Genomic DNA, 14859 nt, shown 5'->3' with positions numbered 1-14859 from the left:
TTATCAACCCTTAAAGAAACTATAACAAATTTTCCCTTCTTTAGAAAACCATAGGCTAAAAAAGAGGCTGGGACATAACGAAAAGTAGTATTTGAAAAGACGAATAGTCAAAAATATGCTGAGTAGCACCGCTACAGGAGAATCCTTCCGCTAATTTTCATATAAAACAAACGACGAACGTTCCTATTTTCAGGAATGTTCGTCGTTTTGGTCTGTCTATCTACTTTTGTTCCAGCCTCGCAGTTGTAATCTTTAAACGATATAATCTGCTATCGTTAAAATAGCTGTGTAGCAAATTAAATAAATAGCAACGACAAAAACTGGAACGAACAAAGCAAAAAGAAGTGGCTTTGTTTTACTTCCATGTCCCCGATGATGATTAATAAATGTCGTTTCTAAAAACAAGGAAACATTGCTCAAAACCGCAAAAATAATAAGGAAAAAGGGAAAAGAAAAGACATAGCCCTTTGTTAGCTGAAAATCATTTATAAGGAATGGTCTACTGTAATAAAGCAAAGCACTTATACCGATTATAGACAGCAACAAGCCTTCAACCATGAGCCAATGATTCCAACGTGCCCCCAATAGGCGAATATGAAAATGATGAAGTTTTTGAAGAGATGGCAGAAAATGAAGTAGACGCTTCCGCTTAAACAATGTCAATAAACCAATTGCCAGCACTATCAGGCTAGCAAAACAATAAACACCTATAAAGATAGATCCCTCTACTGGCACCAAACTGAGAACACCAAGAATGTACATCAAAAAGATTAATCCGTTTTGCCACAGCCCATTCTTTAATCGAAGATGACGTATCTCTGCTTCTGACATTCCCATCTCCCCTTTCTTTTTCCTTCCTTTATTATATACGGGAAGAATGAAAACATATCAAGAATATACAAGACAAGTCTTATTGAGCATGTTAATCAAGTTACGTTAAATAGGAGAGTATTTCGTCTGAGACCCTACTAACTCCGGCACCAGATAGAAAAGGCAATCCATGAAGGGTCGGCACTCCATATGAACGATAAACATTCGTTGTGGTAATAATCAGATCGACTTGATCCCGCATTTCTTCAATTTCAGTGAGACGACATTCTACAATCGTAGCTGTAATTTTGTGGTCTTTAAGCAATCTATCCACTTTGCTAGCGACAACCATGGAAGTAGCTAAAGCACCGGAACATGCAACAATAATCGTTTTCACATCTATTCCTCCTTATAGGTTTTGTACATGCTTATTTAAATAACGACTTGCTTCATAGGGTGATGAAAATGAACGAATGGTAGATAAAAAATGATGATCTTGTATTTTTTCCAAAAGCGTAAGAACCGTTTTACGAGCTGCGTGATCATTTTTAATGCCTAATAAAAAAATAATCGACACAGGAATAAAGACATTTGTCGTTCCCATTTGTTCATAATAAATCGGTCTTCTCAAAGTAACCAAACTTATCTTGCTTTTCACTATAAATGCCTCATTACTGTGTGGAATGGCAACTCCTGTTGGTTGAAACGGAATACCTGTCGGATGGTCTTTTTCTCGTTCAAGCAAAGCTTGCGTATAGCCGGAAGTAGCACATCTTGAAGCTTCCATCTGTGTACCGAGAGCTGTAAGTAATTCTTTTTTTGTGTGTATGGATTGGTTCAAATAGACGAAAGACGCATCAAATAAGAGATGGTCCATTTATTACTCTGAACTCTTGGCGATTACAACGTCTTTTGTCTTTTTTTCAATCTCTTTAAGCATGCTGTTATTTGCTTTTTCATCTGTTATGAGACGCTCGATTTCTTCTATTTTCGCAACACGATTCATATGGACCGTGCCAAACTTTGAGTAATCAATCATCATCACATGCTTGTGTGTATGTTGTAGCATCAATTTAGACACTTCTGCTTCACCTAAATGCACACTTGTATACCCATGTGTTGGATGCAATGCACCGGCACTAAAGAAGCCAATATCAACAAATAAATCATGCATCGTTCGCGTTGCGATTGGTCCAACAGTTGACCGTTCATTTCGACGTACATTTCCACCAATTAAGATCAGTTCAAAATTCGAGCCGTCGACGACTTCATTTGCGATCGCTAACGAATTCGTGACAATGGTTAGATTCTTCGCATGAAGCATTAATTCTTGAGTGAGATAAAGGGCCGTTGTACCGTAGTCAATATAAACGGTGTCTCCTTCTCCAACAAATGCGGCTGCTTCTTTAGCAATCCCGCGTTTTTCCTTTTCATTCACAGATTTTCGATTTGTGTAAGCTGTTTGGATATTCGATTTATTCAACACAGCACCGCCGTGAACTTTTCGAATGAATCCTTTTTCTTCTAATTCGTATAAATCTTTGCGGACTGTTTCACGGGTCACTTGCAGACGTTCAATCAGATCGGAAATTTTAACAGATTGAAATTCATATAAGTCTTGCATAATTTGTTTTTGTCTTTCCTCTGCAAGCATGAAATCACACTCCTTTTTCTATACTATACTTAATAATGACAATAAAAGCAAACTATATTTTTTTATTATTATTGCAAAATGAAATAAATACGGAAAAAAGCAATAAATTGCAAATAAAAAAAGAGATGTCTTTTATTTGACATCTCTACTTTTATACTCTATTGCTAACGCTTTTTTCGGTTTTTTGGCATTAATAATTGAAAATGATGATACATATTTACAAATTCTGCAGGTAGGACGCCCCCACGTTCACCATCTAAGTTTAATTGCATTTCATGATTTTCAAGCAGCTCAACCTTAATTCGATTGGCTTTCACATAGAGAAGTTTAGCATGATTGATATGCTCACCCCTTAACGCAAGGGATGCTAAATGAACAAACTCTGGGAATGAGGTTTTTTTCACTACAAGGAAATCAAACATACCATCTTGTAACGATGCACTTGGCGCTAGCTTCTCAAAGCCTCCAACGGAATTTGTGTTTGCAACAAGAAACATCATAATCTCACCTTCAAATAACTTGCCATCATACTCAATTCGTACCGCAGTTGGTTTTACTTGAGGTAGTTTCTCTATCCCTTTTATGTAGTAAGCCATTTGACCAACCATTGTTTTTAACTTAGCTGGTACTTCATAGGTTAATTCAGTAAGTGTCCCGGCTGCAGCAATGTTTGTAAAGTATTTATTATTCATTCGACCAATATCAATTGGCTCAGAATGACCATCACATATGACATTCATCGCTTGTTCTATATCACGTGAAATCTCAAGTGCACGAGCAAAGTCGTTTGTTGTTCCTGCTGGAATAATGCCAAGCATCGGACGCGTTTCCAAATCAGCTAAGCCGTTCACAACTTCAAAGATCGTTCCATCGCCTCCGGCTGCAATAACTAAATCGAACCCTCTCTCTCCTGCTTGTCGTGCTGCGCGAATCGCACAACCTTCTTCAGGTGTTGTTGCATGAGCAGAGGCTTCATAACCAGCTTGTTCTAATCGATTTAAAATATAAGCTAAATTTTTCTTTAATTGCTCTCTACCAGAGCTCGGATTATAAATTAATCGTGCTCGTTTCATTGCAATCCCTACTTTTCCATTTCACTTTATCCATTCTTATTGTACGTTATTTTCCAAAAGAAACGTATGCAAGAATGACTGAAAAGATGTAAAAACAAGTAAACATCTTCCTTATTTTTCCCTAATACTTAGCATACTAAACGCTTACGTCATAAAAAACAAGAGAACACGTTGGTCCTCTTGCTTTTGATTATTTCTTACCGTTTGTCCATCTCTTCCACTAATAGCTTATTTACCATCGGTGGATTTGCTTTCCCTTTTGAGGCCTTCATAATTTGTCCAACAAGGAATCCGAGTGCGCGATCTTTTCCGTTTTTGTAATCGATAATGGACTGTTCATTAGCATCTAATACGTCAGTAACCATTTTGCGCAGTTCACCTTCATCAGAGATTTGCACAAGTCCTTTGTCTTTAACGATTTGTTCTGCATCGCCACCGTTTTCAATTAACTCTTTAAATACTTTTTTAGCAATTTTGGAGGAAATTGTACCTTCTGAAATAAGTTTAATCATCCCTGCTAATCCAGCTGGTGTTAACGCAACATCCTCTAATTCCTTCTGTTCTGCATTCAAATAAGCCAGTACGTCACCCATTAAGTAGTTTGAAGTAAGTTTAGAGTCTGCCCCTTGCTCCAACGTCTCTTCGAAGAAATCGGACATCTCTTTTGTTAATGTCAATACATGCGCATCATACGCAGGTAAACCTAGGTCACGTACATAACGTTCTTTTCGCGCATCAGGAAGTTCAGGGATCTCTTGACGAACACGCTCTTTCCAGCTGTCATCAATGTACAGATTAAGCAAGTCAGGCTCAGGGAAGTAACGGTAATCATCTGACCCTTCTTTAACACGCATGAGAATGGTTTTGTTTCCGGCTTCATCATAACGACGTGTTTCTTGCTCAATTACACCGCCAGCTAATAACACTTGTTCTTGACGCTTTTCTTCGTACTCTAGCCCCTTACGAACGAAGTTAAATGAATTTAAGTTCTTCAACTCCGTTTTCGTACCGAATTTCTCTTGACCTATTGGACGAAGAGAAATGTTCGCGTCACAACGCAAAGAGCCCTCCTCCATTTTACAGTCAGATACACCTGTATATTGGATAATCGCTTTTAACTTTTCTAAGTAAGCATACGCTTCTTCTGGCGTGCGAATGTCTGGCTCAGAAACGATCTCGACAAGTGGCGTTCCTTGACGGTTGTAATCGACAAGTGAATAGCCATCATCAGCGTGAGTAAGCTTTCCTGCATCCTCTTCCATATGCAGACGCGTAATACCAATCTTCTTCTTTTTTCCATTTACTTCAATTTCAATCCATCCGTTTTCACCAATAGGCTTGTCAAATTGTGATATTTGATAAGCTTTAGGGTTGTCCGGATAAAAGTAATTTTTCCGATCAAACTTTGTATCGGTCGCAATTTGGCAATTTAAGGCTAAAGCAGCTTTCATCGCAAAATCAACAGCCCGTTCATTTAATACTGGCAAGACACCTGGGTAGCCAAGGTCAATCACACTTGTATTTGTATTAGGATCAGCACCGAAATGGTTAGGGCTCGGTGAGAAAATTTTTGATTCTGTTTTTAATTCTACGTGTACTTCTAATCCAATAATTGTTTCAAAATTCATCACGAATTCCCTCCCTTACAATGCTGGCTTTTCTTTAGAAAATGGTGTTGCTTTTTCGTACACATCGGCAACACGGTAAATCGTTGCTTCATCGAAGTGCTTACCAATAATTTGTAAGCCTAGCGGTAAACCATCTTTAAATCCACATGGAACCGATAATGCTGGTACACCAGAAAGGTTAACAGGAATGGTTAAAATATCGTTCGCATACATCGTCATTGGATCATTTAATTGATCACCAATTCGGAATGCAGGTGTAGGTGTAGTCGGACCAATAACAACATCGTAAGAAGCAAACACTTCATCAAAATCTTTCTTGATAAGTGTACGAACTTGCTGTGCTTTTTTATAATAAGCGTCGTAGTAACCTGAGCTTAATGCGAATGTACCAAGCATGATTCTACGCTTCACTTCATCTCCAAACCCTTCAGAGCGCGTCTTCTTATAAAGGTCGAGTAAGTCTTTAGCTCCTTCAGCACGATAACCATACCGAACACCATCAAAACGAGCAAGGTTGGCAGAAGCTTCGGAAGATGCAATCACATAATACGCAGCAAGAGCATACTTCGAGTGCGGTAAGGAAACTTCTTCCCATACGGCACCTTCTTTTTCTAAGACAGCTAGCGCATCAAGTACCGATTGACGTACATCTGGATCGACACCTTCTCCAAGATATTCAGACGGCACTGCGATTCGCAAACCTTTAATATCACCAGTTAGAGACTCATGGTACGGAGGAACCGGTAACTGTGCAGACGTAGAATCAGAAGGGCAGTGACCAGCAATTGCTTCAAACAAATATGCATTGTCCTCTACAGAACGCGTAATTGGACCAATTTGATCAAGGGAAGATGCAAACGCAACTAAACCATACCTTGATACACGACCATATGTAGGTTTTAAACCAACAACTCCACAATATGCTGCAGGCTGACGAATCGAACCACCTGTATCAGAACCAAGAGAAAATGGTACTTCACCAGCAGCTACAGCAGCTGCTGAGCCCCCACTTGATCCACCAGGAACATAGTCTGTATTCCAAGGATTTGCTGTTGTTTGGAACGCTGAGTTTTCATTTGAAGAACCCATCGCAAACTCATCCATATTAATTTTTCCGATTGTAATGGTCTCAGCCGCTCTTAGCTTGTTCATGACAGTTGCATCGTAAATCGGGTTAAAGTTTTCTAGCATTTTACTTGAACATGTTGTACGTAAGTCTTTTGTAACGATATTATCCTTAATTCCAATTGGCATTCCGAACAATACATCTTTTGCAGACGCATCCACTTCATCTAATTGCTTCGCTAAAGTGCGAGCTCGTTCTTCATCTAACGTTAGAAACGCTTTAACCTTATCGTCTACTTCTCCAATACGCTTGTACGACGTATCAACAAGGTCACTCACATTAATTTCTTTTGCTGCTAACTTATGATGCAGCTCTTTTATTGAATGATCAAATAATGACATGCTTGTCCTCCTCTTAAACAACCACTAAAACACTGAAGGAACACGGACTTGTCCGCCTTCGTGATCTGGCGCATTTTTTAACACTTCTTCTACTTTTAACCCTTCAACTGGCTTATCCTCACGCATAACGTTATGCATCGTTAGCACATGGGTTGTAGGGATAACACCTTCTGTATCAACTTCATTTAATTGCTCTGCGGCAGTAATAATAGCTTCTAACTGCCCCTGAAAACGCTCTGCTTCTTCTTCTGTTATGGATAAACGCGCAAGATGAGCGACGTGTTTAACTTGTTCTTGTGAAATTCTAGACATAATGGCACCTCCAAAACGATCTTTTGACAATATGATTAATAATACCAAATTCAACACACTCAAGCAACAAAGCATCATTTTAAAAATTTCACAATATTTCTGAAAACGCTATCTTTCTGCCAGTTTTTCTGCGATACTTTATGAAAGTAACGTTAAGTAGAAAAGCAAAAAAAGGAGGTATGTATGTACCGACTGGAACGAACGTCAAACAACTCGGTCACAGTTCTATTAAGATCTAGTAATCAACAACCACTCATTTTCGATTCCTATGAAACAGCACAAGCCTTTGCCTATAAATTAAATGTGCATCTTAGCAAACCGCCACCTTGGGAAGTAAAGCCCTATCATTAATCTACAATGACGATATTACCCTTCCCAAATTACAACATCGCCCAACCAATTTGTGCGACAGAAAGAGCTTGACAAGTAAAATCATTGTCATGCTTGAATGGATCAACTAAGTTTTCTTCCAATGACATTTGCCGAAATTGGCTTTAAGTCAAGTTCTCTTGCCCATATCGACAGTTGGCCAATATGATGAATTTCATGGGCAATAATATGCCGCATAATGACTCCCCACGTATCGAGTGGGGGATGCCCATCATCAAATAACCGATTTTCATATGAAGGCGACCAACGTTTAACAAATGCTTGCACATCATACTGGTACATTTGCTGAAGTTGTCGTATGTCTTGAAGTGTTGTTTCCTGTGATAAAGTTGTTTCTGGATCTGGCTTACATTCCAATCGTCTAATCCAGCTCCACTCTACATCAATTATATGGTGTAACGTTTTGGCAAAACTCCCAACACCACCAATTCGCTCTTTTAGAAATGTTTCTTGGCTTAATTGTTCACACCAATTCATCCATTCTTTACGAACTTGCCAATTGTAGTGAAAAAACACTTCCATCGATGAAAGCCCCCCTATTCTACTGTTTTTGCATAAATAGCCGTATCTGTTAGCATGGTTTTGTCAACAGACCACTCATCATTTTTTAAGATACCTTCCAGTTGAAAGCCTGCTCGTACAGCAACTGCACGACTGTTTTGATTCGCTGAGTCACAGCGAATACACACGCGTTTTGCTTGAATATGAGTAAAAGCATACGCTGTAATTGCCTCGACTGCTTCTGTTACGAATCCATATCCACTTTTATGAGAATCAATCCAATAGCCAATTTCACATTTTGGAACATCCCAGTCTAATTGATGCAGTCCAGAGGAACCTACGAATTCCCCACTGCTTTTTTCAAAAAGGAGTAATCGAATGTCTTGCCTTAGAAGAAATTTTGCATATGCTTCACGTAAATTTTGTTCCACCTCTGCAGCTGTCTGTTCCTTCATAGCAAACGGAAGCCATTTTTTTAACTCTTCTTTTGAACGCTGTATACTTGCATAAACCGTATCACCATCTCCCTTTTGGGGAACACGAATTCGTAATCGATCTGTATAGATTTCTTCTGGTAAATGCTGTAGTAGCGGATTCATTTTAATACCCCCAACATAAGAAATGAAAATTCCGAAAATAAATACAGATAAGTAGCCAGCTCATTTAAGAACTGGTCCACTTTTAGTTTGTCACGTAAATAAACGGATCTCGATCAGGGTAATAAGATACAATGCCTTCAATCACACCCGACATCGACGATATTTCAATGTCTATCGGTACTTCTTCAAAGTATTCTTCTGCTTTAGAAGCTGCAAACTGGGTCAGCGCTACAACCTCTGCTTTTCCTTTGTATTGAATATTAATGTTAACGACTAGTTTGGCTAAACGGTTCTCTTCATACCGAGCCTTTCCGACAACTCCAACATGATTTTCAAAGAATCCTTGAATGTCTGATTGGAATTTAGAAAACCGATCCGCGTCGTATTGGTAATCATTGTTTGCGTCAGTAGATGGAAAGTGGATATGGGTTTCATTAATGTCAGTCCACTCCCCCTCTTGTCCTGGTTCAAATACGCCTTTCATAAAGAAATTGCCAGCATTAAGGTTGTTGCTCGGCTTATCGTCAAATAAAGCAACAACAATCGGGACATCTTGAATATCTTCTTCTAGCGCACTCGCACCATTACGCAAGCGTTCCACAATTTGTTCAGCTGCTTCTTTTCCAGCTTGTTCCTGTTGGCTTGCAGAGATCTCTTGAGAATCAGGTGTCCCTTCATACGTAAAGGAATAGACACTATAGAGCGCTAAACCAATGACGATGCCCTCTGTCTCATACGTACCATTCTCGCTTGGCTGCATATAATTGTGCTCTAGAATATTTCTTAAAATAAGAGGGTTTTGCTTACGAGCATCGATAGATTCTTGTAAATCTACCTCTTCGTCATCCACTCCTAGCTCTGGATTTAAACCATCTGGATTGGTATCGCTATAGCGGTTAATCCAGTTTACAACAGTTCCCCTTGTTAGATGTTGTCCCTCCTGAAAATAGTAGGAACCTGGATCAAACGTATCCTTTGCAATTTCTTCTAACCCTAATTCAAACCAATCTAAATTACTACGATTCATTGTGTTTACTCCGTACCCTCGTGTTTCTCCATGTAGATAGGCACCATCCTTTAACACACTTGAATAATGATTTTCTTCTGAAGCAACAGGCGGTATAACGCTCAGTGAATCATCCGTTATCTCCACTTCTGGTACATCTTGCTCCGCCCCATCATTTCCTCCGAAAATCGTACAGCCTGCTAAAAGCATGGTGCTTAGCCCAATGATCCCCCAACGTTTCATTGAACGTACCCCTTTCTCAATCTAAATCTTCCATAGTTTGCACAAATTCAGCTTCTGTCCAAATGGTAATGCCAAGACTTTCTGCCTTTTTCTGCTTTGAACCAGCATCTTCTCCAGCAATAACAATATCTGTTTTTTTACTAACACTGCCTGTTACAGTACCACCTAGTGCTTCGATTTTTTCTTGGGCTTCTTTACGATTCCAATGACTTAATTTACCTGTTAAAACAATCGTCTTCCCACTAAATGGCGATTCATGGTCGCTTTGCTCTAACACTGGTCTTGCACCTGTATACTGCATATTCACTTCCGCTTGCTTCAATTTTTCAAGCAACTCATCTACTTCCGGTTTATCAAAATAAGACACAATTGAATCCGCCATTTTTTCGCCAATTTCATTAATGCTTAAAAGCTCATCCACAGAAGCTTGACGAAGGCGATCCATTGAATCAAACGCCAATGCAAGTGTTTTGGCTGCTTTCGCGCCAACAAAGCGTATCCCTAAGCCAAATAATAAACGCTCAAGTGAGTTGTCTTTTGACCGGTGGATAGCGTCGAGTAAATTGTCCACAGATTTTTCACCCATTCGTTCTAGTGCAAGTAGTTCGTCACGATCTAACGTATAAAGATCGGCTACATCTGCAATTAATTGATGAGAGAACAGCTGGCTAATCACTTTTTCGCCTAAACCATCAATATTCATGGCATTTCTTGAAACGAAATGAATAAGCCCTTCTCGAATTTGAGCTGGACATTTCGGATTCAAACAGCGCAAGGCTACTTCTCCTTCAATCCGATCTAGTTCGCTATCGCATTCAGGACATTCTGTAGGCATATGAAAATCAATTTCTTTTCCAGTACGCTTTTCTGTTATAACCGCAACGACTTCAGGAATAATGTCGCCTGCTTTTTTTACGATCACCGTATCGCCGAGCTTAACATCTTTTTCCCGAATTAAATCTTCGTTGTGGAGGGATGCCCGCTTTACGGTTGTCCCAGCAACGACAACGGGCTCGAGAACAGCTGTTGGCGTTACAACCCCTGTTCGTCCTACGTTCAATTCAATCTTGTGTAATGTGGTCATTACTTCCTCTGCCGGAAATTTGTATGCTGTTGCCCAGCGTGGGCTTTTAGCTGTAAAGCCCAACGTTTCGTGTTGAGCAAGATCATTCACTTTAATGACGATCCCATCAATTTCGTAAGGGAGTTCATGACGATTTTCAACCCATTTTTCCGTAAATGCTATCACTTCATCAATGGTTTCACATACTGTCGCTTCTTTATTCACTTTAAAACCTAAATCATCTAACAACGCCAACCCTTGATGATGACTCGTAATCGTTTGACCACGTAATTCACCAATGGAATAAGCAAACATAGCTAAATTCCGTTTAGCCGCAATCTTAGGATCAAGCTGTCGTAATGATCCAGCTGCCGCATTTCTGGGATTCGCAAATTTTTCTTCTCCAGCTTGTTCCTTCGCTTCATTTAAGCGCTCAAACGATTGTTTTGGCATATAGGCTTCGCCGCGAACCTCAATCGAAACAGGCTTTTTTAACCGTAATGGGATAGAAGGGATGGTGCGCAAATTGCTTGTAATCTCTTCTCCTGTAGTTCCATCTCCTCTTGTTGCACCTCGTACAAGCGAACCGTTTTCATACGTTAGAGAGATCGCCAAACCATCAAACTTCAACTCGCACACATACGAAACGTCCTCACCAACTGCTTGACGCACACGTCGGTCAAAGCTACGTAAATCATCGGCTGAAAACGCGTTAGACAAGCTCATCATCGGGACACGATGGGTTACTTTTTTAAATGCAGATGCGGGTTCTCCCCCAATACGCATCGTAGGTGAATCGTCAGTTGCTAACTCAGGGTACGCTTCCTCTAGATGAACTAACTCCTGAAGTAAACGATCGTATTCTGCATCTGGAACTTTCGGTTGATCGAGGACATAGTAATGGTAGCCATACTCCTCTAATTGTTCTTTCAACTCTTTCATCTTGCCCTCAGCTTGTTGCTTGTCCATTCATGTATCTCCTTTACCTTATACTTTCGTAATCGGGGCAAACTTAGCGAACAATCGTTTAATGCCTGTAGGAGGTGTAAACGCAATATCAAGTTCGACTGAGTCTCCCTCTCCTTTTATACTAACAACTGTACCGACGCCCCATTTTTTGTGAGACGCTTTATCACCAACAGCCCATTGAAAGCTGTCTCCGCCTGTATTTGTCATTCTTGAAGACATAGCACTTGTTCGCTTTGCAGCCATAGAAGCTGCGCTACTCCCTTGTTGATTCCCTCTATTCCAGACAGGCACACCGTAGGGTTCCTTACAATCTTCTGGAATTTCTGCTATAAAACGTGACGATGGATTCGTATTGGTTCGTCCGTATAATGTTCTCATTTTTGCACTCGTTACATACAATTCTTTTTCAGCTCTCGTTATTCCTACATATGCTAAACGTCGTTCTTCTTCCATTTCTTCATCATCAAATAATGAACGATTGTGAGGGAAAATGCCTTCTTCCATTCCAATTAGAAACACATAAGGGAATTCTAGCCCTTTAGCTGAATGAAGAGTCATAAGCGTGATAGCCTCTTTCGGAGCTTCCACCTTGTCATCATCAAGTTGGTCAATATCGGCTACTAGTGCTAAGTCTGTTAGAAAAGAAACTAAGTCTTTTTCCTCGCTACGCTTTTCAAATTCCTGCGTAACGGAAATAAACTCATCAATATTCTCTAAACGTGATTGGGCTTCAATCGTTTGTTCTGCTTTTAACATATCTCGGTAACCTACTTTGTCTAGTAATTCTTCAACTAGTTCTGTTACCGACAGATAATCTTGTTGTTGCACCCAACCACTCACTTGATCACGAAATTCAACCAGTTTTGTTTTAGCCCGAGCGGTTACACCAATATGATCAATTTCAGCCAAAGCTCGATACATCGATAAGCCATTTTGAGTTGCGTATGCAACAATTTTATCTACCGTTGTTGCCCCAATTCCTCTTTTTGGCACATTAACGATTCGCGCTAAACTAATATCGTCTTCTGGATTAGACACTAATCGTAGATAAGCAAGAACATCTTTAATTTCTTTACGATCATAGAACTTTGTCCCGCCGACAATCGTGTACTCTAGATTCGATTTAATGAAGAATTCCTCAATAATTCGAGATTGGGCGTTCGTTCGGTAAAGAATGGCCACATCAGCATAAGAAAAACTTGACTCTTTTGCCGCTGTTTCTTTTATTTTCTCCACAACAAATTGTGCCTCGGCTTGCTCAGATGCCGCTTCATAAACGGTTATTTTTTCCCCTTGGTCATTTTCAGTCCAAAGGTTTTTCGGCTTCCGGTTCCCGTTATTTCCAATTACTTTATTAGCAGCTTGCAAGATCGTTTTTGTGGAACGATAGTTTTGCTCCAGCATAATGACCGTTGCATCTGGGTAGTCTTTTTCAAATGAGAGGATATTCTGAATATCCGCTCCTCGCCATTTATAAATTGACTGATCGGAATCACCGACAACACAAATATTCTGTAGACGGTCGCCCATTAGCTTTATAAGCTTATATTGCGCTTTATTTGTATCTTGATACTCATCAACATGAATGTATTGGAATTTTCGTTGATAAAATTCGAGGACTTCAGGCACATCGCTGAACAATTCAATTGTCTTCATAATTAAATCATCAAAGTCTAACGCATTGTTTACTTTTAAGCGCTTTTCAAATTCTAGATAGACGTCTGCGGCTACTTGATCAAACATGCCCTCAGCTGTTTTCGCGAAAGCTTTCGCAGATTTTAGCTCGTTTTTCGCACTAGAAATGATGCTAAGTATTGCTTTAGGATCAAACTTTTTGGTGTCAATGTTCTGTGCTTTTAAAATTTGCTTAATAACAGAAAGTTGATCTGACGAATCTAGAATTGAAAAGTTACGGTTGTAACCAATCCGGTCAATGTCTCTTCTTAAAATACGAACACACATGGAGTGAAAAGTGGAAATCCAAATATCTTCAGCAATTGGACCAACTAATTGTGCAACTCGATCTTTCATTTCTCGTGCTGCTTTATTCGTAAACGTTAAGGCAAGCACTGCCCATGGAGGCGTTTGATTGTGACGTAACAAATAGCTAATTCGGTGTGTTAAGACACGCGTCTTTCCACTACCAGCTCCAGCCATAAGTAAGACTGGGCCATCTGTGTGCACAACCGCTTTTCGTTGTTCTGGGTTTAGACCTTCTAACATTCGTTCAATGATCGTCTCTTGCATTTATGAAGCACCACCTTTTACTGCTTTTACTGTCTTTATTGCTTCTTTAAAATTTGTATAAATAGCGTTACCGACAACTGTTACATCAGCATACTGCGCATATTGCTTTGCCTCTTCAGCGTTTTCAATTCCACCGCCATAAATTAGTTTTGTTGAAGAGAGGGCTGCTTTCGCTTCCTTCACCACATCAACAGAACCTTTCTGTCCACTATATTCTATATAGAAGAACGGCAAGTGTAACATGTTTTCTGCCAGTCTTGCATAAGCCGTTACATCCTCCACAGACAAGTCAGTAGTAGCATCAGTCAACTCTGCTACCTTAGCATTTGGATTCAGTACACAATACCCCTCAGGAATGAACGTATCCCAATCAATTAATTCACCATACTCCTTCATCGCCTGGTGATGTTGACCAATAATCCAGTTGGGATTGCGGCTATTTAAAACCGTTGGAATCAAATAATAATCAAACCCAGGCGTAATGGAATCCATATTCGAGACTTCCAGTGCAACGGTTATCGGATATCGTCGCACTTGTACAAGTAATTCTAATGTATTATCTAACGTCACACCGTCAGTGCCACCGACAATCACTGCGTCGGTTCCTGATTCACATAAACGCTCTAAATGATCTATTGTTAATTCTTTATTAGGGTCAAGCTTAAATACATGCGACCACTCATTTATGTTATTCATCATCGTTATTCACGCGTGCCTCCCTTTAACGAGCACAAATACGCACGTTCGTTCTGCACATTATTATAACAAAGTTAGACACGCATGTCGTGTATCCATTGCGTGAAAATAACGGAATTTATTTCATTTAAAAAAGCTCTTTCGTATTTGCATTTAAGCAGAAGAAGAGCTTTTCCGTTTTCTAAGGCACTTCGCTAATTG

The 14859-nt window shown here is 39.8% G+C and carries 15 protein-coding genes; 1 reads left to right on the top strand and 14 read right to left on the bottom strand.

Features of this window, described 5'->3' with window-relative positions:
* Positions 1-252: 252 nt before the first annotated feature.
* From E2L03_RS11240 to gatC, 8 genes are all read right to left on the bottom strand, one after another.
* Entirely contained in the window at positions 253-831 is a 579-nt protein-coding gene (locus E2L03_RS11240; RefSeq protein ID WP_095149835.1) for a hypothetical protein, read from the bottom strand.
* Between the two features lie 100 nt (positions 832-931).
* On the bottom strand, positions 932-1207 hold the full coding sequence (locus E2L03_RS11235) for a PTS sugar transporter subunit IIB (protein WP_197196473.1): 276 nt from the start codon (positions 1205-1207) through the stop codon (positions 932-934).
* A 12-nt stretch (positions 1208-1219) separates the two neighbouring features.
* Positions 1220-1687 carry a PTS sugar transporter subunit IIA gene (locus E2L03_RS11230; protein ID WP_134259206.1) on the bottom strand — a complete coding sequence of 156 codons (468 nt, stop codon included), beginning with the start codon at positions 1685-1687 and terminating at the stop codon, positions 1220-1222.
* A gap of 3 nt (positions 1688-1690) precedes the next feature.
* Positions 1691-2464: a DeoR/GlpR family DNA-binding transcription regulator gene (locus E2L03_RS11225; RefSeq protein ID WP_038477992.1), complete on the bottom strand. Its 774-nt coding sequence runs from the start codon at positions 2462-2464 to the stop codon at positions 1691-1693.
* 164 nt (positions 2465-2628) lie between these two features.
* Positions 2629-3537, bottom strand: coding sequence for a diacylglycerol kinase (locus tag E2L03_RS11220; RefSeq protein WP_038477989.1), 909 nt, complete (start codon positions 3535-3537; stop codon positions 2629-2631).
* Positions 3538-3734: 197 nt separating this feature from the next.
* Positions 3735-5165, bottom strand: a complete 1431-nt coding sequence (gene gatB / locus E2L03_RS11215; RefSeq protein WP_124741638.1) for an Asp-tRNA(Asn)/Glu-tRNA(Gln) amidotransferase subunit GatB — start codon at positions 5163-5165, stop codon at positions 3735-3737.
* Positions 5166-5180: 15 nt separating this feature from the next.
* A complete protein-coding gene (gatA, locus tag E2L03_RS11210) occupies positions 5181-6632 on the bottom strand; it encodes an Asp-tRNA(Asn)/Glu-tRNA(Gln) amidotransferase subunit GatA (protein WP_124741637.1) in 1452 nt (483 codons plus the stop codon).
* A gap of 24 nt (positions 6633-6656) precedes the next feature.
* Complete coding sequence (gene gatC, locus E2L03_RS11205) at positions 6657-6944, bottom strand: Asp-tRNA(Asn)/Glu-tRNA(Gln) amidotransferase subunit GatC (RefSeq protein WP_038477980.1); 288 nt, start codon at positions 6942-6944, stop codon at positions 6657-6659.
* A gap of 183 nt (positions 6945-7127) precedes the next feature.
* Between gatC and E2L03_RS20420 the strand changes: the two genes are divergently transcribed.
* A complete protein-coding gene (locus tag E2L03_RS20420) occupies positions 7128-7295 on the top strand; it encodes a hypothetical protein (protein WP_158318497.1) in 168 nt (55 codons plus the stop codon).
* Between the two features lie 102 nt (positions 7296-7397).
* Here the strand turns inward: E2L03_RS20420 and E2L03_RS11200 are convergent, their stop codons facing one another.
* From E2L03_RS11200 to pcrB, 6 genes are all read right to left on the bottom strand, one after another.
* Entirely contained in the window at positions 7398-7856 is a 459-nt protein-coding gene (locus E2L03_RS11200) for a DinB family protein (protein ID WP_038477977.1), read from the bottom strand.
* 14 nt (positions 7857-7870) lie between these two features.
* Positions 7871-8434, bottom strand: coding sequence for a GNAT family N-acetyltransferase (locus E2L03_RS11195; protein ID WP_134259205.1), 564 nt, complete (start codon positions 8432-8434; stop codon positions 7871-7873).
* Between the two features lie 82 nt (positions 8435-8516).
* Entirely contained in the window at positions 8517-9683 is a 1167-nt protein-coding gene (locus tag E2L03_RS11190) for a CamS family sex pheromone protein (RefSeq protein ID WP_134259204.1), read from the bottom strand.
* Between the two features lie 16 nt (positions 9684-9699).
* Positions 9700-11715: an NAD-dependent DNA ligase LigA gene (gene ligA / locus E2L03_RS11185; protein ID WP_134259203.1), complete on the bottom strand. Its 2016-nt coding sequence runs from the start codon at positions 11713-11715 to the stop codon at positions 9700-9702.
* An 18-nt stretch (positions 11716-11733) separates the two neighbouring features.
* A complete protein-coding gene (gene pcrA / locus E2L03_RS11180) occupies positions 11734-13962 on the bottom strand; it encodes a DNA helicase PcrA (RefSeq protein ID WP_134259202.1) in 2229 nt (742 codons plus the stop codon).
* Positions 13963-14658 (bottom strand): heptaprenylglyceryl phosphate synthase, encoded by a 696-nt coding sequence (gene pcrB, locus E2L03_RS11175; protein ID WP_055737020.1) that lies wholly within the window; start codon positions 14656-14658, stop codon positions 13963-13965.
* Between the last annotated feature and the right edge of the window lie 201 nt (positions 14659-14859).

The sequence above is a fragment of the Shouchella oshimensis genome, assembly GCF_004375095.1.
GTDB lineage: Bacteria > Bacillota > Bacilli > Bacillales > Bacillaceae_D > Shouchella > Shouchella oshimensis.
This window is presented reverse-complemented; position numbering and strand designations above follow the sequence as displayed.